General features: G+C 45.0%; 20 protein-coding genes. All 20 read right to left on the bottom strand.

Translation table 11 applies throughout. From position 1 onward, the window contains the following. Positions 1-8 precede the first annotated feature (8 nt). The 20 genes from dapG to proS all read right to left on the bottom strand — a co-directional run bounded on the left by dapG (position 9) and on the right by proS (position 24,243). Positions 9-1,226: an aspartate kinase gene (gene dapG / locus BC351_RS01740; RefSeq protein ID WP_079408982.1), complete on the bottom strand. Its 1,218-nt coding sequence runs from the start codon at positions 1,224-1,226 to the stop codon at positions 9-11. A gap of 46 nt (positions 1,227-1,272) precedes the next feature. Next, positions 1,273-2,310 carry an aspartate-semialdehyde dehydrogenase gene (locus tag BC351_RS01735; protein WP_079408981.1) on the bottom strand — a complete coding sequence of 346 codons (1,038 nt, stop codon included), beginning with the start codon at positions 2,308-2,310 and terminating at the stop codon, positions 1,273-1,275. Between the two features lie 35 nt (positions 2,311-2,345). Beyond that, a complete protein-coding gene (locus BC351_RS01730) occupies positions 2,346-2,939 on the bottom strand; it encodes a dipicolinate synthase subunit B (RefSeq protein ID WP_079408980.1) in 594 nt (197 codons plus the stop codon). After that, complete coding sequence (gene dpsA, locus BC351_RS01725) at positions 2,936-3,835, bottom strand: dipicolinate synthase subunit DpsA (protein WP_079408979.1); 900 nt, start codon at positions 3,833-3,835, stop codon at positions 2,936-2,938. The genes BC351_RS01730 and dpsA overlap by 4 nt, the downstream gene beginning before the upstream one ends. 157 nt (positions 3,836-3,992) lie before the next feature. Continuing rightward, a complete protein-coding gene (dut, locus tag BC351_RS01720; protein WP_279628295.1) occupies positions 3,993-4,448 on the bottom strand; it encodes a dUTP diphosphatase in 456 nt (151 codons plus the stop codon). Then, positions 4,435-5,691 carry a M16 family metallopeptidase gene (locus BC351_RS01715; RefSeq protein WP_079408977.1) on the bottom strand — a complete coding sequence of 419 codons (1,257 nt, stop codon included), beginning with the start codon at positions 5,689-5,691 and terminating at the stop codon, positions 4,435-4,437. Before BC351_RS01715 ends, dut begins: the two co-directional genes overlap by 14 nt. Before the next feature lie 107 nt (positions 5,692-5,798). Then, on the bottom strand, positions 5,799-6,851 hold the full coding sequence (locus tag BC351_RS01710; protein WP_079408976.1) for a polysaccharide deacetylase family protein: 1,053 nt from the start codon (positions 6,849-6,851) through the stop codon (positions 5,799-5,801). A 151-nt stretch (positions 6,852-7,002) separates the two neighbouring features. After that, on the bottom strand, positions 7,003-9,105 hold the full coding sequence (pnp, locus tag BC351_RS01705) for a polyribonucleotide nucleotidyltransferase (RefSeq protein ID WP_079408975.1): 2,103 nt from the start codon (positions 9,103-9,105) through the stop codon (positions 7,003-7,005). Positions 9,106-9,300: 195 nt separating this feature from the next. Beyond that, entirely contained in the window at positions 9,301-9,570 is a 270-nt protein-coding gene (rpsO, locus tag BC351_RS01700; protein ID WP_029195252.1) for a 30S ribosomal protein S15, read from the bottom strand. Positions 9,571-9,737: 167 nt separating this feature from the next. Beyond that, positions 9,738-10,673 (bottom strand): bifunctional riboflavin kinase/FAD synthetase, encoded by a 936-nt coding sequence (locus tag BC351_RS01695; protein ID WP_079408974.1) that lies wholly within the window; start codon positions 10,671-10,673, stop codon positions 9,738-9,740. 47 nt (positions 10,674-10,720) lie between these two features. Further along, a complete protein-coding gene (gene truB, locus BC351_RS01690) occupies positions 10,721-11,638 on the bottom strand; it encodes a tRNA pseudouridine(55) synthase TruB (RefSeq protein ID WP_079408973.1) in 918 nt (305 codons plus the stop codon). Continuing rightward, positions 11,635-12,636 carry a DHH family phosphoesterase gene (locus BC351_RS01685; RefSeq protein ID WP_079408972.1) on the bottom strand — a complete coding sequence of 334 codons (1,002 nt, stop codon included), beginning with the start codon at positions 12,634-12,636 and terminating at the stop codon, positions 11,635-11,637. The genes truB and BC351_RS01685 overlap by 4 nt, the downstream gene beginning before the upstream one ends. Further along, positions 12,633-12,992 (bottom strand): 30S ribosome-binding factor RbfA, encoded by a 360-nt coding sequence (gene rbfA, locus BC351_RS01680; RefSeq protein WP_079408971.1) that lies wholly within the window; start codon positions 12,990-12,992, stop codon positions 12,633-12,635. Before rbfA ends, BC351_RS01685 begins: the two co-directional genes overlap by 4 nt. 6 nt (positions 12,993-12,998) lie before the next feature. After that, the gene (gene infB, locus BC351_RS01675; RefSeq protein WP_079408970.1) at positions 12,999-15,926 is read right to left on the bottom strand and encodes a translation initiation factor IF-2; all 2,928 of its coding nucleotides are present in this window, start codon (positions 15,924-15,926) and stop codon (positions 12,999-13,001) included. Then, positions 15,916-16,245, bottom strand: a complete 330-nt coding sequence (locus BC351_RS01670; protein WP_244208849.1) for a L7Ae/L30e/S12e/Gadd45 family ribosomal protein — start codon at positions 16,243-16,245, stop codon at positions 15,916-15,918. The genes infB and BC351_RS01670 overlap by 11 nt, the downstream gene beginning before the upstream one ends. Further along, positions 16,235-16,552: an RNase P modulator RnpM gene (gene rnpM, locus BC351_RS01665; protein ID WP_079408968.1), complete on the bottom strand. Its 318-nt coding sequence runs from the start codon at positions 16,550-16,552 to the stop codon at positions 16,235-16,237. Before rnpM ends, BC351_RS01670 begins: the two co-directional genes overlap by 11 nt. 33 nt (positions 16,553-16,585) lie before the next feature. Beyond that, positions 16,586-17,683 (bottom strand): transcription termination factor NusA, encoded by a 1,098-nt coding sequence (nusA, locus tag BC351_RS01660; protein WP_079408967.1) that lies wholly within the window; start codon positions 17,681-17,683, stop codon positions 16,586-16,588. A gap of 36 nt (positions 17,684-17,719) precedes the next feature. After that, positions 17,720-18,184, bottom strand: a complete 465-nt coding sequence (gene rimP, locus BC351_RS01655) for a ribosome maturation factor RimP (RefSeq protein WP_279628294.1) — start codon at positions 18,182-18,184, stop codon at positions 17,720-17,722. A 231-nt stretch (positions 18,185-18,415) separates the two neighbouring features. Further along, entirely contained in the window at positions 18,416-22,726 is a 4,311-nt protein-coding gene (locus BC351_RS01650) for a PolC-type DNA polymerase III (RefSeq protein ID WP_079408966.1), read from the bottom strand. 68 nt (positions 22,727-22,794) lie between these two features. Next, the gene (gene proS / locus BC351_RS01645) at positions 22,795-24,243 is read right to left on the bottom strand and encodes a proline--tRNA ligase (RefSeq protein WP_079408965.1); all 1,449 of its coding nucleotides are present in this window, start codon (positions 24,241-24,243) and stop codon (positions 22,795-22,797) included. Positions 24,244-24,264 lie beyond the last annotated feature (21 nt).

The raw sequence follows: 24,264 nt of genomic DNA, 5'->3' as shown, positions 1-24,264 counted from the left end.
CTTCTGTTTTACTTGGATAAATTAAATTTATGATGTAATGCTTTAACAGATTTAATCATATCTTCGCCTTGAACAAGCACCCAAATCGTCGTATTGGAATCGGCTGACTGAAGGATACGGATATCTTCTACAGTTAAAGCTTCAACAATATGAGCCATAATCCCTGGAACGCCGTTCATTCCACCGCCAATGACAGATACTTTGGCACAACCACTCAATGCCTTAGGTTCGTAGCCTTGACTCCTTAGCAGCTTAAGCGCTCTGTCTGCTTCATAATCAAACACCGTATATACAACGGCGGAGGGGTTCACGTTTATAAAATCAACACTGATTTGGTGCTGAGCCATCGTTTTGAATACACGAAGCTGAAGGTCGAAGTGACCTTCTACAGCAGCCACCTGAATCTGTGTGATATTCGTAAAATGAGCAATTCCTGTTACGAAGCGGTCTCTTACTTGGTTGGGTTCGCTCGGCATACTGTCAGAAGCGGTGACCAAGGTCCCTTCTTCTTTGGAAAATGTGGAGCGAACACGTATAGGAATATTCGCTTGCATCGCAACCTCAACAGCACGAGGATGGATGACCTTCGCCCCATTATGAGCCATATTGCAAATTTCTGCAAAGCTCACCCGAACCAGAGGTTTGGCGTCTTCTACAATTCTTGGATCCGCTGTCATGATCCCATTCACGTCTGTAAAAATATCAACAATCTCAGCCTTAAGCGCCGCGCCAAGAGCCGTAGCCGAAGTATCACTACCTCCACGGCCTAAGGTTGTCAGCTCATTTTGGCTTGATTTGCCTTGAAACCCGGTAACAATAACAACCTGATCTTGCTCCAATAATTCAAGAATCCGATTAGGCTGCATCGCGATAATCTTGGCGTTGCCGTATTCTTCATTCGTCTGAATGCCAGCTTGCCCACCAGTCAAAACCGTTGATCGAATGCCTCTTGCTTGCAAAAGACTGCACAAATGCACTGCAGAGATTAATTCTCCGCAGCCCATGAGCATATCGAGTTCCCTCGCCGGCAGCCCCTCTCCGTTCTTTCGAACTAGATCAAGGAGCGTATCCGTTGCATAGGGTTCTCCTTTTCTTCCCATCGCAGATACCACAACAACTAACTTATAGGGATGGCTTAGTGCGTCTTGAATATGTCCAATAACGTGTTCTCTAGCTGATGCGGTGGAAAGCGAAGTACCTCCGAATTTTTGAACAAGGATTCGCATGAGTTTCCCCCATATTCACTGCATGTTGAACATCGCAGTATGCTGATTATTGCTCTATAGCAATATATTCAGCAATTTGTACAGCATTCCAAGCTGCACCCTTTAGTAAATTATCTGAAACAATCCACATATTTAGCGCTTTAGGGTTGCTTAGATCACGACGTACACGTCCAACGAAAGTTTCCAATTTACCGGCTGCATCCGTTGCAAGAGGATACTGCTGCTCTGCCGGATTGTCAACAAGAACAATTCCTGGCGCATTGGCAAGCAGCGTTTTGACTTCTTCGATATCGAAATCTTCTATTAATTCCACATAAACCGATTCGGAATGTCCGTATACAACCGGAATCCGAACACAAGTTGCTGTGACTTCAATGGACTCATCGCCCATAATCTTTTTGGTTTCAAGAATCATTTTCATTTCTTCATTTGTAAAACCATTATCTAGAAACTTGTCGATTTGCGGAATTGCATTAAATGCGATTTGGTGTTTCACCGGCAATGAGCCTACAGGCAAAATGTCAGGCTTGGCATCGTTGCCCGCTAACACTTCTTTGGACTGTCTCAACATTTCGTTAATCGCTTTGGCACCAGCACCGGATACGGCTTGATACGTAGAAACAATCACCCGAGAAATCCCGTAACGGTCATATAACGGCTTCAGAGCGGCTACCATTTGGATGGTGGAGCAATTCGGATTCGCAATGATTCCTTTGTGCTCGTTGATTTTCTCGACGTTGACTTCTGGGACAACCAAAGGTGTATCTGGATCCATACGATACGCACTTGTATTGTCAATACAGATCGTACCTGCTTCAACAGCATGAGGTGCTAATGCCTTCGTTACATCCCCGCCAGCGCTGAATAACGCAATGTCTACGCCTTGGAAGCTCTCTGGAGTTGCTTCTTGTACGACAATATCTTGACCTTTGAAAGGCAGCTTTACGCCAGCTGAACGGGCCGATGAAAGTAATTTTAATTCCTTAATGGGGAAATTCCGTTCTTCTAATAGTCGGATGATTTGTTCCCCTACAGCGCCTGTAGCGCCTACAACGGCAACATTAAAAAGCTTCTGGGTGGACATATGCTGGTTTCTCCCCTTCAAGAATTATATATGCATTAATATTGAAATCTCTCAATAATCATGGGTTGCAATTGCTTACCTTCCAAAGCCGCTTCACAAGCTTCCATAATCAAGTCCATCCGAGCAACCAACGAATTTGGCTTCGCTCCTGGGGCATCTTGACCATATGGAACAAAATAAATGTTTTTGGTGGTAAGAAGCTTTGCAATATTCATCGCGTTAAGGCCAAGTCCATCGTTGGTGGAAATAGCTAAAACGAGTGGCCGCAAATTTCTCATTTGCGCTTTGGCTGCCATCAATACAGGACTTTCTGTCATTGCATTCGCTAGTTTACTAGTCGTATTCCCTGTGCATGGCGCAATAACCATAACATCAAGCAGCTTGGATGGCCCTAAAGGTTCCGCAGCTACAATGGTAGAAATAATATCATTCCCTGTAATATCCTTGATTTGCTGCTGCCAATCGGCAGATTTGCCGAAACGTGTGTCCGTTGTCATTACCGTATTGGAAACAATGGGGATCACACGAGCACCTGCATCTACAAATCTCTTAATCTGAGGCATGACTTCTTCCAGCGTACAGTGAGAACCGGTTAACGCGTAACCGACCGTTTTCCCTTGCCAATTCATTCCACATCGCTCCTGTCTTTGAAGTCTTCCTCGATCAGCTGACTAAGCGTGTTCGCCATGATGCGGCCAGCTGTTTTGGGGGCGACGATGCCAGGTAAACCGGGCGCCAGCATCGCTTTAATGCCTCTTTTCTCGGCAAATCGGAAGTCCGTTCCGCCGGGTTTGGAAGCCAAATCGATGATGAGCGCGCGATGTGGGATATTGGTAATAACTTGCGCTGTGACTATCATAGTCGGAATTGTGTTAAAAAGCAAGTCAATATTCCCCACTTCCGGGTACAAGTCTTTTGTATAAAAAGGCTGAAAACCCATCTCCCACGCCCTTGCAAAATGCTCTGGCTTCCTCACGCCAACCTTCACGGTTGCCCCTAATCCTTGCAATGTTTTGGCCATTGTAAAACCGGTGCGCCCAAAACCTAACACCATACAAACGGACCCATGAATGGTAATATCCGTATTCTGAATCGCCATCATAAGCGCGCCCTCAGCTGTCGGAATGGAGTTGTAAATCGCTACATCATCCCGTTCAAATAACTCTACGAGTTCAATGTTATGCTCAGTACAAAGCTTCTTCAGGAAGCTTTTGGCCATCCCTGTATACACCTTGGCATGTTTAGGCAGTGAGGCCATGTGATCGCCTGTCAGCCTCAGCTCTTCAGTTGAGAACACAGATTCCACTTGTCCTGAATCATCCGTACCTACAGCAGGTAATATCAGTACGTCCACTGTTTGAAGCAGATCAGGATTAAGCTTCGCACTGGAGACGCCGCTGAATTGCCTCCCGAGATTATCAAAGCCGATTAATGTCACTGTTGCGTCTAACTCCGTAAATTTCTGAATTACTTCTAGTTGCCGGGCGTCCCCACCCATAAATGCAACCGAAATCCCAGTAAGCATTCTTGCTTACACCCCTTTCTCGGTCCGTTTCGATACGTTATAGTATGCGTTCGCCTAAAGATGGGTGCTATTCCTTTCGATACTTGATTGACAACAAATAAGACCACCTTCCGCTGGAAGATGGCCTCTGTTTCTTTGTCTATGTTACAAGCTCGGTTTAACGTCCTGTATGACCGAAGCCGCCTGCTCCACGCACCGTTTCTGTTAATTCAGAAACCTCGGCAAGCTCGATTTGGGGTACAAGCTGGAATACCATCTGAGCAATACGTTCATTCCGGCCGATCGTGAATGGCTCCTGACCGTGGTTAATCAGCAATACCTTCACTTCGCCGCGGTAATCAGCATCGATGGTTCCCGGAGAATTCAGCGTCGTAATGCCGTGTTTATAAGCAAGGCCGCTTCGCGGACGGATCTGCGCTTCCAATTCCGGCGGCATGCTGAGCGCAAAACCGGTTGGAATCAGCTTACGCTCTCCCGGAGCTAATACAACTGGCTCACTAACGGCGGCATGCAGATCATATCCACTGGCTGCTTTGGACATTTTTTGGGGCAGAAGAATATCTTCTTGACCGGCAACGCGTTTAATTTGGACTTCGTACTTAGAGAGAGACAAGCTGATCCCTCCTGAAGCCGTTGATGACATCATCCGAATTTCCTACCATGGATAACGCAAATGGTGTCGCGAACAAGGATTTCGTTAATGCGCGAATATGCTCCATCTGAACGCTTTCGATTCGCTCAATCATTTCGTCAAGACTATAATGCTTGCCTGTCATCAATTCATTTTTCCCGAAACGATTCATCCGGCTGCTCGTGCTCTCTAAGCTAAGAATCAAGCTGCCCTTCAGCTGTTCTTTGCCTTTCTTCAGCTCGGAATCCGTCATGCCTTTCAGCGCAATATCTTGGAGAAGCTCCATCGTCACTTCAAGCACTTCTTGTGTTTGCTTTGGTGCTGTACCCGTATAGATTGTAAACATCCCACTATCGATATGTGAGGAGTGATACGAATACACCGAATAAGCGAGCCCGCGTTTTTCACGGATTTCTTGGAACAGCCTGGAACTCATGCCTCCGCCAATCGCGTTATTGAGAAGCACCATGGGATACAAATTCTCCTCTTGCAGTGAAAGTCCCGGCAAAGAGAGGCAAATATGATTTTGTTCTGTTTTTTTCGCGTGGAAAATCAAGTCACCAATGAAATCTGGCGCATCATAGCTCGTTTCAATGCCTGTGGTTGCGAATTCGCCAAAATGCTTCTCGATCAATTCCCGAACGCTATCGTCAATATTTCCAGCAATACTGAGTACTGTATTCTCTGTATTGTAATGCTGTCTCATATAGTTTCGGAGATCATCGGATTTCATTTTCGACAGATTCTCTTCTGTCCCAAGAATGGTGTAGCCTAGCGGATGTGATCCATAGGAAGCCTTCGCCAATAAATCGTGAACCAAATCGTCAGGCGTGTCTTCATACATGGAAATTTCTTCGTAAATGACTTTCTTTTCTTTCTCCAACTCCCCTTCGTCAAAAGAGGAATGGAAAAACATATCCGAGAGCACATCCATCGCAAGCGGCAGATGTTCATCTAACACTTTGGCATAATAGCAAGTGTATTCCTTCGATGTGAATGCATTCACATTCCCTCCGATACCATCGAAGATCTCAGCAATATCTTTCGCTGAATGACGCTCTGTCCCCTTAAACAGCATATGCTCAATGAAGTGCGAGATGCCGTTCAATTCTTGAGATTCATTGCGTGAGCCCGTCTTTACCCAAATTCCGAAAGTAACCGATCGAAATGTAGGGATTTCTTCCATGACGACTCGCAATCCATTATGTAAGCGGTATTTAATCACCAAGGTTCCTCCTCAAAATGTAGCACGTAAAATCCTGTTCCCCAATTATACTTACTCAGTCTAACAAAAATGTGCCAGCGACTCAACTTTGTGCCCAAATCACGAGTTTATTTCGTCAGTTGACCCCCATCAGGGATCCTTTTAGAGGATAATAGCTCCGATACTGTCCCCATGGATAATCCTTTATTCTTGATAACACGGATCATTCCAGCCAGTGCTTCTTTGGATGAAGAGGTTGGATGCATCAAAATTAAAGTGCCTGGCTCAATGCTCGTAGTAAGGCGTTGAATAATTCGATCTGCTCCAGGATTTTTCCAATCGATGGTATCGAAGGTCCACAGTACGGTTTGCAGATGAAATTCAGAGGCTATTTGAACGGTTTCTTGATTAAAATATCCGGAAGGCGGTGCAAACAGCGTATTTTTCACACCTAATTGCTGCTTCAACAAATCTTCTGTTTTGGAAATCTCTTCTACAGCTTTGCTGCGACTTATATTTCTCATATCTTTATGCGAATACGCATGATTCGATATTTCATGACCTTCGCTCTGTATCGTTTTGGCCATTTCTACGTTTTTCTTCAACCAAGAGCCATCGAAGAAAAAAGTGGCGTGTACATTTTCTTTGCGAAGTGTTTCTAAAATGCTCGGCAAATATTCATTGCCCCAAGCCACATTGATCATCAATGACGCCATCGGCTTTTTGGGATTTCCTTTAAACACAGGGACAGGACCAAGATCGCTCAATTGAATGGCCGGCTCAACTTCCTTCATCACATAGTTGATCTTGCCAGGTGTGAGATGATGCTCAGCCAGCTTAAGCGTTTCATCGATATCGACTTCCAGTCCATTATAACCAGGTATCGCTTTCCATACTGGATCAATTCGTGCATTTATCGGGGCAATCCTGCGGTTTTCTGCTTCTTTATGAATTATATCCATTAATTGCGAGGGACTTAATTTGTTTAACTTTTCTCCTTTGGAAGAACTCGCAGCAAATACAGGAAGCGTCTCTTCATCCTGCCAGTTGGTCTTCGTTACATAGGAAGATGGCTTATATTTCACACTGAGAATATATGTTCCTATATCAGGAATAGTCTGAATGACGAGTAGAACCATGGCAAAAAAACTTCCAAGTAGAAGCCACTTTTTATAGAGCATGTCGAGGTCCCCCCATCCTTATTTCCTGATTTTATGCAGAAAAGGACAAGATTAGAACAAGCATGTCTATCCCAAGGTAAACGCAAAAAAGAGACAGATTGATCTGACTCTTTGTCCGAAACTATGAAGGGTACTTCACAAGTCACACGGCTTAGGATTGGGCCGGGACTTGCGAAGTTAATGTTGCTTTGCGAGAAAGATTTACTCTTCCTTGTTGGTCGATTTCCGTTACTTTTACTGTGATTTGATCTCCAACGTTCACAACATCTTCCACTTTAGCTACACGCTCTGTGGAAATTTGCGAAATATGAACCAAACCTTCTTTGCCTGGCAGAATCTCGACGAATGCACCGAATTTCTCAACGCGTTTGACCGTACCGAGGTATGTTTCGCCAACGATCACTTCACGAACGATGCCTTCGATAATGGAACGTGCTTTTTCGTTCATCTCTTGATTGGATGAAGCGATGAATACACGGCCATCTTGTTCGATATCAATTTTCACGCCGGTTTCTTCAATGATTTTGTTGATGATTTTACCGCCTGCTCCAATAACATCACGGATTTTGTCCGGATTAATGTTCATGGTCAGAATTTTCGGCGCATATTTGGAAAGGTTTTTCTTAGGCTCCGAAATACGGGATACCATTTTTCCTAAAATGTGCAAACGGCCTTCTTTGGCTTGTTGTAAAGACTGCTGCAGAATGCTGCGATCGATACCGTCAATTTTGATATCCATTTGAAGAGCTGTTATTCCTTCGGCTGTTCCTGCAACCTTAAAGTCCATATCGCCAAGATGATCTTCCATTCCTTGAATATCCGACAAAATGGAGAAGTGGTCACCGTCTTTGATCAGACCCATAGCAATCCCAGCAACTGGAGCCTTGATTGGAACACCAGCGTCCATAAGTGCTAACGTACTAGCGCAAATACTCGCTTGGGAAGTCGAACCATTCGATTCCAATACTTCAGATACGAGACGAATCGTGTATGGGAACTCAACTTCATTAGGAATGATAGGCTCAAGAGCTCTCTCCCCTAAAGCGCCATGTCCAATTTCCCGACGGCCTGGTGGACGAAGCGGTCTTGCTTCACCAACGGAGAACGGTGGGAAGTTATAATGATGCATGAAACGTTTGGTTTCTGTCAGATCCAACCCATCCAGAATTTGCACATCCCCTAATGCACCTAATGTACAAATGCTAAGCGCTTGCGTTTGTCCACGCGTGAATAAACCGGAACCGTGAGTACGCGGCAGCAGATCAATATCGCAATCAATCGCACGAATTTCCTCTGGTTTACGTCCATCTGGTCTTACTTTATCATGCGTAATTAAACGGCGTACTTCTTCTTTGACGATATCATAAAGCGTTTCTTTCACATCACCCAGTAGGCCAGGTGTTTCTTCATAAAGTGCCGTAAAATGTTCCACAGCTTCAGCATTCACAATATCAATCGCTTCTTGTCTCGCATGCTTCTCCGGAATTTTGATCGCATCCACTAATCTAGCTTGTGCGAATTCACGAACAGCACGGTTTACCTCAGCATCAACGGTATGTAGCTTAACTTCCATTTTCGGTTTACCGGCTTGAGCGACCAGTTCTTCGATCACAGCAACGATTTTGCGGATTTCATCATGACCGAACATGATAGCTTCAAGGACAACATCCTCAGAAACTTCATTCGCTCCTGCTTCAACCATCATGATTGCGTCTTTCGTTCCAGCAACCGTCAAGTGAATATCACTTTTCTCTGCTGTCTCTCCAGTTGGATTAATGACGAATTGTCCATCAACTCGTCCAACAATCACGCCGCCTACTGGTCCATTGAAAGGAACATCCGAAATAGCAAGTGCTGCTGAAGTACCAATCATTGCCGCAATTTCGGGCGGACATTCTTGATCAACGCTCATTACGATGGAAACGATTTGCACGTCATTGCGGAAACCTTCCGGAAATAAAGGACGAATCGGACGATCTGTTAGACGGCTGGCAAGAATAGCTTTCTCACTTGGACGTCCTTCACGTTTAATAAATCCACCTGGGATTTTACCAACGGAATATAATCTTTCTTCATAATTAACCGTGAGCGGAAAGAAATCCAGATCTTTCGGCCCGCTGGACGCCGTTACTGTACTAAGCACAACCGTATCACCGTATCGTACGGTTACTGCCGCGTTGGCTTGTTTGGCTAGTCGGCCCGTTTCCAGAATGAACGGTTTACCGCCAAGTTCCATTTGTACCCTTTTCTCCATAAAATCCTCCTAAGGAATTTCTCATTCCATATGTGTTTGACAACTTGCACAGTCATCCTCTATTTCTGCGCATTGTCTAGTATTTCCTTCTTTTTCCGTTTTAAAAATACAAGAAAAAGCAACCTTGTTGTCACTCTTTGCTGAAGCTTTATCAAGCCCAGCAAAGGAGCAACAGGTTGCTTCTCATTGTCGGTTTTATCGACGCAAACCAAGCTTCTCGATCAAAGCACTGTAACGGCTCACATCTTTGTTCTTCACATATGCTAGCAATTTACGGCGTTGTCCTACCATTTTGAGCAAGCCACGACGGGAGTGATGATCTTTCTTGTGTGTCCGCAAGTGGTTAGTCAGGTTGACAATGTTCTCAGTAAGAATTGCTACTTGTACCTCTGGTGACCCAGTGTCGGTATCATGTACTTTGTGAGTTTGGATCAGTTGCGTTTTGCGTTCTTGTGTTAATGCCATGATTGTTCATCTCCTAAATTCTATTGTATCCCCGTAAGCCTAGAAATCGCCGATGATAGCGTCTATCCAAGCTAAGGTTCATGCCAGAAAGATTCGTTTCTTTTGGCAACGTTATTCAGTATATCATAATCGCCTAATAGAAGTAAATGCTTGTTTCCTAGGAACGTTTATAATTTCTGCTTTGCCAATTCTGCATCCTGCTTGATCTGAGCAACCAATTCATCGATGGATGAGAATTTGCGTTCCGGTCTAAGAAAAGCGATTAACTCCACGCTCATATGCTCGCCATAAATTTGATCAGAGAAATCAAATAAATGCGCTTCAAAGGAAGGCTTTAATTCGCCTGTTGTGAAAGTTGGTTTGATACCGATATTCATAACACCTTTGTAGGTTTCCCCTTTTAGTGATGCCTTAATCGCATAAACGCCGTTGGTAGGGACGACATACGATTCATCCAATTGAAGATTGGCAGTCGGAAATCCAATCGTTCTTCCCCGTTTGGCTCCATCGACAACGATGCCGCTAATGCTATAGGGACGTCCAAGAAGTCTCGTAACTGTGTCAATATCCCCTTGCTGTAATGATTCACGAATGAGAGTACTGCTAACTTTTTCGCCATCCATATGAAAGGGTCTCACCACTTCTACTGAAAATTTCCCATGACTCAGCTCACAGAGCGTATCCGGGTTGCCTTTGCCTTGATAACCAAATGTGAAATCAAACCCACATATCACACTGTCAACGCCAAGTCGGTGCAGTACTTGATCCACGAATTCCTCAGGAGATAACCGCATTAACGAGGCATCGAAGGTAACGATATAAGTATGACTCACGCCAAGAGAGGCAAACATCTCCATTTTCTTTCTCATTGGCGTGAGCAAATCCACATATTTATCTTGACCCATAACCGCTCTGGGATGAGGGTGAAAGGTCATAATGGCTGTTGGTAACCCCAGCTTCTTCGCAGTACGCAGAGCTCGTCCGATGACTTCTTGATGCCCCATATGAACACCATCGAAATCACCGATTGCTACGACTTGCTCGCCTACAAATAGGCTCGAAGCATCGAAATCAATGGGATAAGTTATTGGAATTACTTGCATACGTTTATATTCACCTGCCCATTTCAACCTGTCCCTGAACATTGATACTAGAGAAAAACCTTGACCGGGACCAGGGTTTGGCTAGCACTTTTCCATTCAAACAGACCAAGAAAACGCTGATCCGGCGAGTAAGCACGGACAATATGCTGCGAGGCATCTACAAGAATCGTTGTAGGTTTGGCTAGCCCTGTAATCTTCTTTCCTTGCAGTGCATGCACAGCTTCTTGGGCGGAAAGTTCAATAGCAGGAATATGCGCAATCGCCTCATCCATAGGAATCATATGTGACTGCAGATCTCCCTGACTCTTCAACTGAATGATCTGCTCAAAAGTCAAGCATTTCTCTTGGCGAATACTCCCTGTTGAAGTTCGAATCAGACTCTTCATAACGGCAGGATAACCAAGTGCTTTGCCGATATCAACACATAATGTTCGGATATAAGTACCTTTGGAGCATGAAACACGAAATTGAATTTCGGGATGGTTCTGCTGCAGGTCCATTTGAAGAATATCCAATCGATGGATGGTTGCTTTGCGTGATTTCCGTTCTACTTCCTTGCCTTCGCGGGCTATTTCGTAGAGCCGTTTGCCATCTATCTTAACAGCCGAAAACATCGGTGGAATTTGTTCAATTTCTCCAACAAACGTGTGAAGAACTTCGCGGATCCTCGCTTCATCCAGCTTAACTTCAGCAACTTCTTCAATCACAGTGCCTGTCATATCTTCTGTATCTGTGGAAAGACCAATGTGAAGATATGCCTCATACTCCTTAGGAAGCTCTTGAATATACTCTACCATTCGAGTAGCTCTACCAATGCACAACGGCAAAACTCCGGTAACCTGAGGATCTAATGTGCCTGTGTGACCAATTCGTTTGATACCTAAAATCCCTCTGACTTTGGCAACAACATCGTGAGATGTGAATCCGGCCGGTTTCCAAACAGGCAAAATACCTTCTAACGTCATATCAGCTTACTCCCTACTTCCTGCACCATTTGGGTGACGGCTTCTTCAAGCGTACCGTGGATTGTGCAGCCTGATGCTCGCACATGACCGCCTCCACCCAAAGATTGCGCAATCGCTGCAACATCAACAAGCCCTGAAGAACGGAGACTTACTTTAATTACACCAACAGCCTTCTCCTTAAATAACATCCCTACTTCTACACCTTCCACATTGCGCGGATAATTGACTAAACCATCCAAATCGTCACTTGAAGCTCCTGTTAATTCTAAATCTGACAGAGATACAGCAAGCCACGCTAGTTTACGATCATGTGCAAAGGATAAGGTAGAGAGCGCTTTTTGAAGAAGTACAATTTGCGAATAGGTGACTCTCTCCAACACTTGTTCGGCTATATCAGCGCCTTTTACACCAAGTGCCAGTAGGGTTGCGCCCATTTGCATCACTTCCGGTGATGTATTGGAATAGCGAAATCCGCCTGTATCCGTCAGTAAACCCGTATAGATGCAGTCACCGAAATCCAAATCAGGCAATAACGCCATTTGTATCGCTAAGTCATATAAAATTTGAACCGTAGCCGCGGCATCATGCTTGATCAAATGACAGGAACCAAATCTATCGTTCGTCGGGTGATGATCTACATTGAGCAGCTGCACTTGGTCATCAAAAAGAGTGCTGATCCTACCCATTCTGGAGAAATCAGCACAATCTACACTTATAATGGTTTGATAAAGCCTTGCGGGCAGCTCTTGATTATAATTCAATACTTGATCGCTTCCCTGTAAATAGGAAAATTTGGAGGGCATGGCGCCCTCGTTGATCATAGTAAAGCTTTTGCCCAACTGGTTTAGAATCCATCCCATGGCATACGTGGAACTGGCGGCATCTCCATCTGGTTGGATGTGAGATACCACCAAGAAATCATCATGCTGCTCGATAAATGCAGCGGCTGCTGCCAGCTGCTGACTATATTCGGGGGCATGCTTCATTCCACTGCTCATACGTTTGGATTCCCTTCCTGGTTGAGCTTGTAAAGCAAGTTGTCGATATGACTTCCGTAGTCGATTGAAGCATCGAACTTAAACTGCAATTCCGGAATTTTGCGCAAACGAATTCGTTTGCCCAGCTCGGAACGAATATACCCAGTGCCTACAGAAAGAGCCTTCAAGGTGCCCTCTTTCTGTTCATCTGTACCCATTACGCTAAGATACACTTTAGCTAAGGATAAATCGTTCGTTACTTCTACACCGGTAACTGTCAAGAAGCCAATACGCGGATCTTTCAATTCGGATTGTACGATCTGGCTTAATTCTTTCTTAATTTGCTCGCCAACTCGACCTACACGAACTCTAGCCATTTGTCATCACCTCTCAACGGACTCCATGATGAAGGCTTCAATAATGTCGCCCTCTTTAATATCATGATAACGCTCCAGAGATATACCACATTCGTAACCTTGTGCAACTTCTTTTTGATCATCCTTGAATCGTTTCAAGGAATCGATTTTACCTTCGTGGACAACAATGCCACTACGGATCAAGCGAGTTTGCGCGTTACGAGCAATTTTGCCTGATATGATCATACAGCCAGCAATTGTACCTGAACCCGTAATTTTGAACACATTACGAACTTCAGCTTGACCAAGAACAACTTCTTTGAAGATTGGATCCAGCATCCCTTTCATGGCTTGCTCGATTTCTTCAATTACGTTGTAAATGATGTTATGCAGACGAATGTCCACTTTCTCTTGATCAGCTGTTGCTTTCGCAGCAGGCTCTGGACGAACGTTGAATCCGATAATAATTGCGTTGGAAGCAGATGCCAGAATAATATCAGACTCTGTAACCGCACCAACACCGTTATGAAGAATTTTAACGCGAACGCCTTCGACTTCAATTTTCTCAAGGGAGCTTTTCAGTGCTTCTACGGAGCCTTGAACATCACCTTTGATAATCACATTTAGATCTTTAATTTCGCCATCTTTAATGTGTTTGAAGAGGTCATCCAATGTCACGCGTGAATTAGCTGTCATCTCCGATTGGCGAAGTGCTACGGCACGGCGGTCTGCAATGTCTCTTGCCTTACGCTCATCTTCATAAGCAAGGAATGGATCCCCAGCTTGTGGAACTTCGGTAAGACCCGTAATTTCAACCGGCGTTGAAGGACCTGCTTCTTTCAATCGCTTGCCTTTGTCATTGACCATCGCTCTAACGCGGCCGAAACATACGCCGGCAACGAAGCTGTCTCCCACTTTCAATGTACCATGTTGAATCAGGATACGAGCAACTGGCCCTCTGCCTTTATCCAACTCAGCCTCAATGACCGTAGCTCTTGCACGTTTGTTCGGGTTAGCTTTGTATTCTTGAACTTCTGCTACAAGCAAGATCATCTCTAGGAGATTTTCAAGCCCGATCCGTTGTTTCGCGGAAATTTCACAGAAGATCGTATCGCCGCCCCACTCCTCAGGAACCAATTCATAAGCGGTAAGAGCTTGCTTGATTTGATCCGGATTCGCGCCTTCTTTATCAATCTTGTTCACAGCTACAATGATCGGAACGCCAGCCGCTTTGGCATGGTTGATTGCTTCTACGGTTTGTGGCATAACACCGTCGTCAGCTGCAACAACGATAATCGTAATATCTGTCACTTGCGCACCGCGGGCACGCATAGTTGTGAATGCTTCGTGACCAGGTGTATCCAAGAACGTAATTTTCTTATGGTTGACTTCAACCTGATAGGCACCAATGTGCTGCGTGATACCACCCGCTTCACCTTCGGTAACACTTGTTTTACGAATAGCATCGAGCAAAGTCGTTTTACCGTGATCGACGTGACCCATAATTGTAACAACCGGTGGACGCTCTAACAGATCAGCCTCATCATCGATTTCTTCGAAAGTCTCAAAGTTGTCTTCTTCGACTTTGATTTTGATTTCAACCTCAACGCCGAACTCAGAAGCAACCAATTGAATGGCTTCCAAATCAAGTTCTTGGTTGATTGTTGCCATTGTACCTAGGAATAACAACTTTTTAATAACTTCAGAAGCATCTTTGTGAAGTAATTTAGCTGTTTCACCAACCGTCATACTGCCACGAACGATAATCTTCTTAGGTGTGTTGTCGATTTTTTCTTTTTTGACGGTTTCTTGTTGATATCTGCCACGGTTGTTGCCGCGTTGATTGCCGCGGTTGTTACCGCCTGGTCCGCGATTTCCGCCGGAACGGTTATCATCGAAACGTTTTGGCGTAGGCTTGGATTTCTTCGTTGTAATAACGCCAGCTTTCGCTGCTGCTTCATCCAACTCAGCTGCTGTAGCTCCTACATGGAACTGAGGTTTAGCTTCTTGAACAACCGGTCTTCCGCTTTGGTTATTGTTGCGGTTGTCAAACGGCTTGGATTGACGGCTTGGGCCAGCACTGCGGTTAGGACCCGCATTTTGTGGACGGCTGCTGTTTGCACTTTGGCCGCCGCCAGCTCCCGCTCCGCCAGTCCCTTGACTTGGACGTGCTCCAGCATAATTGCTATTGCTGCGCGGAGCTCCGCCTTGTCCTTGACCTTGGCTGTAGCCTTGACCGCCGCTTGGACGTTGGCTGTTGTATCCGCCAGTTGAACCGGCAGGACGTTGGCCACCTGGGTTGGAACCTTGATAGCCCGTACGTTGGCCTTGACCTTGACTAGATCCTTGACCGCTTGGACGTTGTCCGCCTGGATTAGATCCTTGATACCCCGTACGTTGGCCGCCTTGGCCTTGACCGCTTGGACGTTGTCCGCCTGGATTGGATCCTTGGTAACCTGTACGTTGTCCGCCTTGGCCTTGACTGCTTGGGCGTTGTCCGCCTTGTGATGATCCTTGGCCGCTCGGGCGATGATCACGTTGCGATTGTGCAGGACGACTCGTCGTGCTTGACGTAGATTGTCCTTGCTGTGGTGTCACTGCACCATTAGTTGTTGTGCTGCTGCTAGTCTGTTCTGAAACAACTGGGCTTGAAGCCGGAGTTGCTGCACCTTTATTCTCTTGTGCTGGAGCCTGCGATGCAGGGTTCTGATTCGTCGTAGATGAACTCACATTTCCTCCGTCCGTAGCTGCTCGTTTGGCAGCCGCATTGGCTTTGATATCGCGAAAAAACTTTTCTACACTGCTTACTGCATCATTTTCCATTACACTCATGTGATTGTTAACAGGAATGTTTAAACGTTTGAGAATGGTAATAATCTCTTTGCTGCTCATATTGAGCGCTTTGGCGTATTCATATACGCGAGTTTTGTCCTTATTGTCTTGTTTATTGGTCAATATGTTTCACCTCCGCAGGATTATCTTGACTCTTCTGCAGCATCTGCGCGAAGCCTCCGTCCAATACACCTATGGTGACACGCATTTCTTTTCCTATGCTGCGACCCAATTCATACTTCGTACCGATTTCCATGAGTTTAACCCCATAAAACTGGCATTTATCTTGAAATTTCTTACGTGTATTAGCCGATGCATCTTCCGCCATAATGACAAGTTTAGCCTCACCTGCGCGAATCGCTTTAAAAACACCTTCATCGCCGGTAACCAGCTTACCCGCCCGCATCGCCAAGCCCAATTGGGAGAGAAATTTAGGATTCATCGTCTTCAGACTCCTCCTCTTTCGAAGAGAGGAATTCATCTTCAACTCGAATAAAATCTTGCTCCAATTGATCATAAATATCAGCGCCTACGGCATGCTTAAGGGCTCTATCCAGGGCTTTGCTTTTCTTTGCCAATTTAAAACAAGCAACTTTACCGCATAAGTAGGCACCGCGCCCAGACTTCTTCCCTTTGAGATCAATGAGAATGTCATCTTCCGGCGTTTTGACGACGCGGATCAAGTCCCTCTTCGGCATCATTTCCTGGCAGGCCACGCATTTTCTCAGAGGGATTTTTCTCTGCTTCATTCCGATCACCCCTTGCTCCAAACCAAAACTGAATTAATCGATGCTAACGGAATCTTGATGCATTTCTTCCGTATATGTTTTCACTCTGCCAAACTCTTGTTCTGCTTGTGTCTCACTCTTTATGTCAATTTTCCAGCCTGTTAATTTGGCAGCTAAACGAGCATTTTGCCCTTTTATCCCAATAGCTAGAGAAAGTTGATAATCAGGCACAATGACACGCGCCATCTTTTCATTTTCATGAATTTGTACTTCAAGAACTTTGGACGGGCTAAGCGCATTAGCGACGTACTCTTCAACGCTTTCCATCCAGCGAACGATGTCAATCTTCTCGCCGCGCAACTCGCTGACAATCGTTTGAACGCGAAGCCCTTTCGGACCTACACAAGAACCAACCGGATCGACTTCATGATTGCGGGAGTGAACAGCGATTTTGGAACGGAAACCAGCTTCGCGGGCTACCGAACGAATCTCAACAACGCCATCAAAAATTTCCGGCACTTCCAATTCAAAAAGACGCTTCAACAATCCTGGATGCGTGCGGGACAAAATGATCTGAGGACCTTTGGTCGTATTTTCCACTTTCGTGATATACGCTTTGATCCGATCACCTTGCTTGAACTTATCTGTCGGCATGAGTTCTGTTAATGGCAATACGGCCTCAACTTTCCCCAAGTCCACATAGATATTACGTTGATCCTGACGTTGTAGGATACCTGTAACGATATCTTCCTCTTTGTCAATAAAAGCGTTATAAATCAAGCCACGCTCCGCTTCGCGAATACGCTGTGTCACCACTTGCTTAGCGGTTTGTGCAGCAATTCGACCAAAATCGCGAGGTGTCACTTCAATTTCAACGATATCTTCCAATTGATAATTCGGATTAATTTCGCGAGAAGCATGCACCGAAATTTCCAATCTTGGATCTAGTACTTCCTCAGTTACCGTTTTACGGGCATATACCTTAATGAGGCCTGTATGGCGATTGATATCGACGCGCACGTTTTGTGCGGTGTTGAAATTGCGTTTATAACTAGAAATCATCGCTGCCTCAATTGCATCGATAAGTAACTCCTTCGAGATACCCTTCTCACGTTCAATTTCCGACAGCGCTTCGATAAAATCCGTGTTCATTTGAACTGAGTCCCCCCCTTCAATAAGTAACGTTCACTAAAAAACGATAGCAAGACGAGCACTTGCCACTTTAGTGAACGGAATGATGACTTTCTTTTTACCGATTTCGACTACGAGGTCTTCCTCGTCAAAAGAAGTCAGTAATCCTTCAAACTCTTTGGAACCGTCAATCGGCTCATACGTGGTAACAAATACGTGACTGTCCACAGCCCTGTGATAATCTTGAGTTTTCTTGAGCGGACGTTCCGCTCCTGGTGATGAAACTTCCAAGAAATAGGCATCAGCGATCGGATCCTTCTCATCCAGTTGAACACTTAAGTATTCGCTGATACGGCCGCAATCATCTATATCAATTCCGCCTTCCTTGTCTGCATAGACACGAAGGAACCAATTGCTGCCCTCTTTGACATATTCAATATCCACGAGTTCAAATCCATTTTGTTCAATGAAATCCTTCAGCATGTCCTCAATGACGGATTTGATTTGTGCTTGTGTAACCACAGATAAATGTACCTCCTAAAATTGACTTTCCTTTGTCGTAAACCGAAAAGTCCTATATCAAAATGTAAAGAGTGGGTTTCCCCACTCTTTAATCACAAGATGATATCCTCATTATTGCCAATAAAAATTATACCATAACCATTCTTTGCATTACAATAGCAAACTTGTTAATCATTTTCACTTGACAGCTAATTATTTCTTTCATCAAATCAGGCTGATCAGCGGCCCTTTTTAGAATAGGGAAAGTTGATTGGACTCTGGAAGTCCTCGGAAACAACCCATTGTACTCAGCATCTCAATGACCGTTTTCGAAGCTTTGGAGCGATTCTGGAAATCTTCAATTGAAAGGAAGTCTCCCTCTTCTTTGGCAGCGGCAATATTCTTAGCCGCATTTTCACCGATACCGGACATAGCAGCAAACGGAGGAATCAGTGAGGTTCCATCAATGATAAATCTCGTCGCATCCGAGCGGTAAATATCAATCGGCTTAAAGCTAAATCCACGTGAAGTCATTTCTAGCGACATCTCAAGAATCGAAACCATCGCTTTTTCCTTTGGCAGCGCTTGGAAGCCTTTCTCTTCAATTTCTATCAGCTTCTTGAGAATCGCATCATACCCTTGACATAATAATTCAAGATCAAAGTCCGCCGCACGAACACTAAAGTAAGTCGCATAATAGGCAATCGGGTGATAGACTTTGAAATAAGCGGTACGAACAGCAGAGATGACATAGGCCGCAGCATGTGCTTTTGGAAACATGTACTCAATCCGTTCGCAGGATTCAATATACCAAGCCGGTACATTGCAGCGCTTCATCTCATCCTTCCACTCATCTGTCAAGCCTTTCCCCTTACGAACACTTTCCGTAATTTTGAACGCCAACCCTGCATCCATTCCAGCCTTATAGATTAAGTAGAGCATGATATCATCCCGACAGCCGATAACTGTCTTAATGTTGCATATCCCTTTCTTAATCAGCTCCTGAGCATTGCCTAACCAAACTCCCGTTCCATGAGACAATCCGGATATTTGCAATAAGTCAGCGAAAGAGCTCGGCTGTGTTTCCTGAAGCATTTGACGAACGAATTTCGTTCCCATCTCGGGAACCCCATAAGTCGCAACAGGAGAGCGGATTTGGTCCGGTCTTACATTAAGTGCTTCCGTCGAATTAAAGATACTCATCGCTTTCGCATCGTTCATCGGAATTGTCGTTGGATCAATCCCCGTCAAATCCTGCAGCATCCGCATCATCGTCGGATCGTCGTGTCCAAGAATATCGAGTTTCAGCAAATTGGCATCAAAGGCATGATAATCAAAATGCGTTGTCATCCATTCCGAGTTTTTATCATCTGCCGGGAACTGCACCGGTGTGATATCATCCACTTCCATATAATCAGGCACAACGACGATACCGCCGGGATGCTGCCCCGTACTTCGTTTAACTCCTGTACAGCCCGAAGCCAACCGACTGAGCTCCGCTCCGCGCCACTTCGCGCCTTGTTCCTCTTCATACTTTTTGACAAACCCAAAAGCCGTCTTCTCCGCCACCGTACCAATCGTTCCTGCACGGAAAACACTTTTCTCGCCAAAGAGCTCTTTGGTGTAATTATGGGCTACCGGCTGATATTCTCCGGAAAAGTTCAAATCGATATCGGGAACCTTGTCCCCTTTGAACCCGAGGAACGTTTCGAAAGGGATATCATGACCGTCTCCCTTGAGGGGCCCCCCGCAATTCGGGCAAATCTTATTCGGCAAATCGAATCCACTCGGGACACTACCGTCCAGGAACCATTCACTATGCTGGCAAGCTGAACAAATATAATGAGGAGGCAAAGGATTAACTTCCGAAATCCCTAACATCATCGCAACAACAGAGGACCCTACAGATCCCCGTGAACCTACGAGATAGCCGTCTTCATTGGACTTTTTGACTAGACGCTCGGAAATAAGGTAGTTGGCAGAGAATCCGAATTTAATAATCGGAACCAATTCTTTTTCCAAACGAGCCACAATAACCTCCGGCAATTCCTCGCCATACATGTTCTTAGCGGTTGTATAGCAGGTTTCACGAATCTCCTCGTCCGCCCCTTCAATAATAGGGGTAAACAGCTTGTCCGGGAAAAGTTCAATAACTTCAAACCGATCCGCCAAATCATTGGTGCTGCGAATAACGACCTCAATCGCCTTTTCTTCGCCCAGGAATTTAAATTCTTCCAGCATCTCTTTGGTCGTACGGAAATGAGCATCAGGCTTCTTCATGGCTTTCAGTGGACTAAACCCCGTAATGCCGTTAATCGTAATATCCCGACACACTTTCTCACGAGGATTAAGATAATGAACGTTTCCTGTCGCTATAACTGGTTTGCCTGTTTTATAACCAATTTCACAAACACGGCGCACTGCGTTCTCTAAGTCTTCGACACTGCCTACAAGGCCTTTCTCAACAAGATGCATGTTATAGCTTACGGGCTGGATTTCTAAAATGTCATAAAATTCGGCCACCTGTTCCGCTTCTTCCACTGATTTATTGAGAACAGCCTCAAAAAACTCACCCTTTTCACAACCAGAAGTAAGAAGTAGTCCCTCTCGGTGTGCGACTAGGAGACTCTTGGGTATGGTTGCCGAGCGTTGCAAATACTGCGTATGGGATAACGAAATAAGTTTGAATAAGTTCTTTTTGCCAATGGCATTAAGCGCATAAATACAACAATGAAACGGGCGTTGATTCGACAAATCTTTACCTACGTAATCATTCAATTTAACGAGACTCGTAATTTGTCGATCATTGGCCTCGTTAATTAAATGATAAAGCACATAACCCAAAGCGATGGAGTCATCTATCGCACGGTGATGGTTGTCCAGACCGACTTTAAATTTATCAGATAAGGTGTTCAAGCGATGATTTTTCATTGAAGGAAAAAGAAATCTAGCCAACTCAAGCGTATCAAGAACCGCGTTGGTAACTTCCGGCAGACCCATTCGTTTCAAATTGGTTTGCAGGAATCCCATATCGAAACGGGCATTATGCGCTACTAGTACAGCATCGCCAATAAAATCAACGAACTTCGGAAGCTCATCTTCAATGTCAGGCGCCCCCGCGACCATATCATCCGTAATATTCGTTAATTGCTGAATGTTATAAGGAATCTTCTCATGTGGGTCAATAAACGTTGCAAACCGGTCAATTTCTTTGCCATCCTGCATTTTAACGCCAGCAAGCTCGATAATTCGATTGTTCGTTACAGAAAGCCCTGTCGTCTCCACGTCAAAAATGACATAAGTAGCTTGCTTCAAATCCAAATCGCGGCCGTTCATGACAATAGGCACCGAGTCGTTAACAACATTGGCTTCTAAGCCATAAATGACTTTAATGCCGTGTTTCTTAGCAGCTTTACCTGCATCAGGATAACACTGAATATTGCTATGGTCGGTAATCGCAATCGCTTTGTGCCCCCATTTGGCGGCCATTTTCACGTATTGATCGACAGAAGTCAAAGCATCCATCGTACTCATGTTCGTATGCAAATGGAATTCTACACGCTTCTCTGCGGCGTCATCCATACGGTCTCTAGGCGGCATTACTTCTGTCAAATCGTTGGGAATCATGACCAATTCAGGAATTTGCATAAATCGATCATACTCAACCTTGCCGCGCGCTTTAATCCACGTCCCATTCGCAAGAAGACTGAGGATTTTCACATCGTCCTTCGTTTTTGCAAATACTTTCATCGCCAAGGAATCGCTAAAATCAGTCAAGTTAAAGGTAAACAACGTATTCCCGTTTCTTAATTCCTTAACGTCAAGACCAAACACCGTTCCCTGAACCGTAATTTTCTTCTCTTCCTCTTGGATATTCTTAAGCGGTGTCGGCACCTCTTTAATTTCATAGCCCATCACGAGCTTCAAGTCATCCGGCAAGGAAGATTCTACTTCTTCTTCCATATCAATGGACATCATAATTTCCTGCGTAATCGTCTTCTCGCCCTGCTCGCGCTGCTTAGCAAATTTCTCATACTCGGCTTCAATTTCCGTTGAGTCGCTTATGGCATACTTGACAGTCAGCTCAGTTTGGAAGAAATTATGAAAGAAATTCCGGATAAACATATCCATATTTTTTTTCTTCGCCAGTTCAAGCCCAATTTGATCGAGCATCACGAGCGTTAAGGAATGCCCTTGTACATCGACTTTTGCTTTGGTCATCCACCCATTAATCGAGGCAACCTCACGCTGCAGCCATTCCAAAAATAAACTCCAGTATTCTTCTACCAAATCTGCCGGTTCTGCTTGCTCAAACTTCCAAATAAAGCGAATCTTCGCGATTTGAGCGAACTTTTCTTGAATCATTTTACAAAAAGAGCGGTATGTGTTCAAAGGCACCATTTCATTTTTCACCAAATAAAAGGTCCAATCGCGATTCTTGCGACTGATCTCCACTTGGTCAATATAGCCTTCTGCAAAAAATGAGCGCACCACATCGGCTGGAATCTCGGCTTGCTGCATCAAAAGCTCAAAGCGATTCCGTTTATCAGCCAAAATACTCATGAACAGCCTCCCCATAAAAATACGAAGGGCAATGGAATTATTGCCTCCATTTGCCCTTAGGATTGTAATTAATAGCTTCGGCCAAAAACGACCGTATGTTTAGCAGCTTCGCCGCAAACGAGACATGTTGATTTCGTTTCTGAAGGTGTGAAAGGAATATTGCGGCTTGTCGCACCTGTTTCTTGCTTCACGTGCTCTTCGCACGCATTGGAACCACACCAGCCAGCCAGCGCAAATCCGCGTTTCGTCTCCAAGAACGTCTTGAACTCTTCAATAGAGTCGACAGCGATATAATGCTCATCACGGAACTGCTTCGCTTTATCATACATCTGCTGGTGAATCTCAGCAAGTAAATTTTGAACTTCTTGCACAAAATCAGCTTGCTGCACAATTTTCTTCTCTCCGCTTACACGAGAAACCAAAACGACTTGCCCATTTTCCATGTCGCGAGGTCCTAATTCAACACGAATCGGTACGCCGCGCATTTCATATTCATTGAACTTCCAGCCTGGGCTTTGATCCGCACGATCGTCTACTTTAACTCGAACGCCAGCTTTCTTGAGCTCAGCATACAACTCATCCACTCGGCCGATGACTTGCTCCCTCGTTTTTGGAGGCCCAATCGGAATCATAATAACCTGAGTTGGCGCAACTTTAGGCGGCAAAGCCAAGCCGCGATCATCGCCATGAACCATAATCAGAGCACCGATTAATCGCGTACTTACTCCCCATGAAGTAGTATGTGCGAATTGATGCTGATTCTCACGATCCAGAAACTTAATATCGAAAGCAACTGCGAAGTTGGTGCCGAGGTAATGGGAAGTCCCGGCTTGTACCGCTTTGCCATCCTTCATCATCGCTTCGATTGAGAATGTATCGATTGCACCAGCAAATTTCTCAGAAGGTGTTTTCTGTCCAACGATAACTGGAATCGCTAGGAACTCCTCGGCGAACTGGCGGTAAACCTCTAACATCTGCATCGTTTCGCGGCGCGCATCCTGCTCATCTTCATGAGCCGTATGACCTTCCTGCCACAAGAATTCGGTTGTACGCAGGAACGGCAATGTACGTTTCTCCCAACGAACTACGTTCGCCCATTGGTTGATCAAAAGCGGCAAATCACGGTAGGAGTTGATCCACTCCGAATACATGTGTCCAATCATCGTTTCGGAAGTTGGACGAATAGCTAAACGCTCTTCGAGCTTCTCCCCACCGGCTTCCGTAACCCATGGAAGTTCAGGATTAAAGCCTTCTACGTGCTCTTTTTCCTTCTGAAAAAAGCTTTCTGGAATAAAAAGAGGGAAATAGGCGTTGCGGTGACCCGTTTCTTTGAATTTGCTGTCCAGCTCGCGTTGAATGTTCTCCCAAATTTCATAACCATCCGGTTTGAACACGATACAGCCCCGAACCGGGGAATAGCTCATTAAATCAGCTTTCTTAATGACGTCTATATACCAACGGGAGAAATCTTCCCCTTGTGGTGTAATCTCTTTCACAAACTGTTTATCGTTTGACATAAACCCTCCCAGATCATTAGA

This window comes from Paenibacillus ferrarius, from assembly GCF_002027705.1.
Classification (GTDB): domain Bacteria; phylum Bacillota; class Bacilli; order Paenibacillales; family NBRC-103111; genus Paenibacillus_E; species Paenibacillus_E ferrarius.
The sequence above is the reverse complement of the archived record's forward strand: the minus strand, read 5'-3'. Positions and strand labels throughout refer to the sequence as shown.

Bases quoted from the DNA above. Each gene is read 5' to 3' on its own strand.
- BC351_RS01650 (WP_079408966.1), bottom strand. From the start codon at position 22,726: ATGAGTATTTTGGCTGATAAACGGAATCGCTTTGAGCTTTTGATGCAG.
- BC351_RS01735 (WP_079408981.1), bottom strand. From the start codon at position 2,310: ATGTCCACCCAGAAGCTTTTTAATGTTGCCGTTGTAGGCGCTACAGGC.
- BC351_RS01710 (WP_079408976.1), bottom strand. From the start codon at position 6,851: ATGCTCTATAAAAAGTGGCTTCTACTTGGAAGTTTTTTTGCCATGGTT.
- BC351_RS01685 (WP_079408972.1), bottom strand. From the start codon at position 12,636: ATGAGCAGTGGAATGAAGCATGCCCCCGAATATAGTCAGCAGCTGGCA.
- BC351_RS01730 (WP_079408980.1), bottom strand. From the start codon at position 2,939: ATGAATTGGCAAGGGAAAACGGTCGGTTACGCGTTAACCGGTTCTCAC.
- rnpM (WP_079408968.1), bottom strand. From the start codon at position 16,552: ATGAAGCAGAGAAAAATCCCTCTGAGAAAATGCGTGGCCTGCCAGGAA.
- rpsO (WP_029195252.1), bottom strand. From the start codon at position 9,570: ATGGCATTAACACAAGAACGCAAAACGCAACTGATCCAAACTCACAAA.
- proS (WP_079408965.1), bottom strand. From the start codon at position 24,243: ATGTCAAACGATAAACAGTTTGTGAAAGAGATTACACCACAAGGGGAA.
- dapG (WP_079408982.1), bottom strand. From the start codon at position 1,226: ATGCGAATCCTTGTTCAAAAATTCGGAGGTACTTCGCTTTCCACCGCA.
- dpsA (WP_079408979.1), bottom strand. From the start codon at position 3,835: ATGCTTACTGGGATTTCGGTTGCATTTATGGGTGGGGACGCCCGGCAA.
- rbfA (WP_079408971.1), bottom strand. From the start codon at position 12,992: ATGGCTAGAGTTCGTGTAGGTCGAGTTGGCGAGCAAATTAAGAAAGAA.
- nusA (WP_079408967.1), bottom strand. From the start codon at position 17,683: ATGAACACGGATTTTATCGAAGCGCTGTCGGAAATTGAACGTGAGAAG.
- BC351_RS01670 (WP_244208849.1), bottom strand. From the start codon at position 16,245: ATGAATCCTAAATTTCTCTCCCAATTGGGCTTGGCGATGCGGGCGGGT.
- pnp (WP_079408975.1), bottom strand. From the start codon at position 9,105: ATGGAGAAAAGGGTACAAATGGAACTTGGCGGTAAACCGTTCATTCTG.
- truB (WP_079408973.1), bottom strand. From the start codon at position 11,638: ATGACGTTAGAAGGTATTTTGCCTGTTTGGAAACCGGCCGGATTCACA.
- BC351_RS01695 (WP_079408974.1), bottom strand. From the start codon at position 10,673: ATGCAAGTAATTCCAATAACTTATCCCATTGATTTCGATGCTTCGAGC.